Genomic DNA, 1,997 nt, shown 5'->3' on the forward strand with positions numbered 1-1,997 from the left:
AATAAAGAAGCAGAAATTACCAAGGGAGCTAAAAATGAGACAGAAGTCCCTCTATATGGTGTCTTAGGAGCTGCAGTTCTTTCTCTTCTAGGAGCTCTCCTCTTTGCAGTAGCTCGTAAAAAATCCTCTCAACTAGATAAGCTTTCAAGAGAATTGCACCAGCTTGTAGTTGAGCTAGAGGCTAGCGACAAGGACAAAAAAGTTCTAAACAAGGCTAAGAAATTAGCTGATGAAGCACGACTTTTTGTAGATAGCCATCAAAAAGATTCTCAAAAAGAAGCAGAACTAATTTCTGAAATCAAGAATGTTCTTAGTCAACTCAAATAAGAAGCCTAGTTTTGAAGAAAACACTACTTTCAGGAACTGAGTGAGTAGCTTTGTAGCTATGATGAGGAAATAATAAAATCTCCAGATTAGGAACCGTCAATGAGTTCTCTAGTCTGGAGATTTTTCAATATACTTCATTATTGGGGGATTACAAATAGTCGGATGTTTTTTGATTTTTTACGAATAAATAGATGAGTAGAAAAAGAAATGGAGCTATTTATGAAAATCACAAACTATGAAATCTATAAGTTAAAAAAATCAGGTTTGACAAATCAACAGATTTTGAAAGTCCTAGAATACGGTGAAAATGTTGATCAGGAGCTTTTGTTGGGTGATATTGCAGATATATCAGGTTGCCGAAATCCAGCTGTTTTTATGGAACGTTATTTTCAGATAGACGATGCGCATTTGGAGAAGGAGTTTCAAAAATTTCCATCTTTCTCTATTTTAGACGACTGTTATCCTTGGGATTTGAGTGAAATATACGATGCACCCGTGCTTTTATTTTACAAGGGAAATCTGGATCTCTTGAAATTTCCGAAGGTAGCAGTCGTAGGAAGTCGTGCTTGTAGCAAACAGGGAGCTAAGTCAGTTGAAAAAGTCATTCAGGGCTTGGAAAATGAACTGGTTATTGTCAGTGGATTAGCCAAGGGGATTGACACAGCAGCGCATATGGCTGCTCTTCAGAATGGCGGAAAAACCATTGCAGTGATTGGAACAGGTCTGGATGTGTTTTATCCTAAAGCCAATAAACGCTTGCAAGACTACATCGGCAATGATCATCTGATTCTCAGTGAGTATGGACCTGGTGAACAACCTCTGAAATTTCATTTTCCTGCCCGTAATCGCATCATCGCTGGACTTTGCCGTGGTGTGATTGTAGCAGAGGCTAAGATGCGCTCAGGTAGTCTTATTACCTGTGAGAGGGCAATGGAAGAAGGACGCGATGTTTTTGCTATTCCTGGTAGCATTTTAGATGGATTATCAGATGGTTGCCATCATTTGATTCAAGAAGGAGCAAAATTGGTCACAAGTGGGCAGGATGTTCTTGCGGAATTTGAATTTTAAAAATGGCCTAAGCTAGAATTCTGAGAAAAAATTAATTTCAAGATAAAATGAAGTAAATATCCCCACAATAAAATGCATAGTATCAGTTTTTTCAGCACTTGATATTATGCGTTTTTTCTAAGTGAATAAGTAGAGTGGAGGACTTTTCCCATAGGAAGGAAAGTAATTTAGTGTAATTGAGAAAGGAGAGTTGCTTGCGACTAATCTTGGTCAGCTTACTGTTAGGGAGGCTTATCATCTAAAATCTTGTCAGTAAGGAAAAATAAATTCTTCAAGAGTAGAGGTTGTAAGCGGTTTGTTAAGAAAGAATTCAAAGACCTTGACAGATAAAAATAAAATGGTTATTATAAAAAATGGTCTGAAATTGATGATGATACTTTTCGGAAATCTTTTTAAGTCAGTTCAGCTTTGCCTTGCTGTGTTTTGAGCAAGCTATGGTGAGTTTCCGAGCTTGATTTTCATTTACTAGAAATGAAGCTGATGAGAGACATCAGTAGACATTTGCGTCAGGATATGATGGAAAATGATAAAAAGACCTCATGAGATTGGCATATCAGACTACTAAAGCATTGAGTTTGTTAGGATTTTATACTCAATGAAAA

The 1,997-nt window shown here is 37.1% G+C and carries 1 protein-coding gene and 1 pseudogene; both read left to right on the forward strand.

Annotation, left to right across the window (positions count from 1 at the left end; genetic code table 11):
* Positions 1-327 (forward strand): annotated as a pseudogene (locus HT697_RS00635) (hypothetical protein); the annotation flags it as partial.
* 219 nt (positions 328-546) lie between these two features.
* Positions 547-1,395, forward strand: a complete 849-nt coding sequence (dprA, locus tag HT697_RS00640) for a DNA-processing protein DprA (RefSeq protein ID WP_173261710.1) — start codon at positions 547-549, stop codon at positions 1,393-1,395.
* Positions 1,396-1,997: the final 602 nt, after the last annotated feature.

The sequence above is a fragment of the Streptococcus sp. 1621 genome, from assembly GCF_013276615.1.
Taxonomy (GTDB): domain Bacteria; phylum Bacillota; class Bacilli; order Lactobacillales; family Streptococcaceae; genus Streptococcus.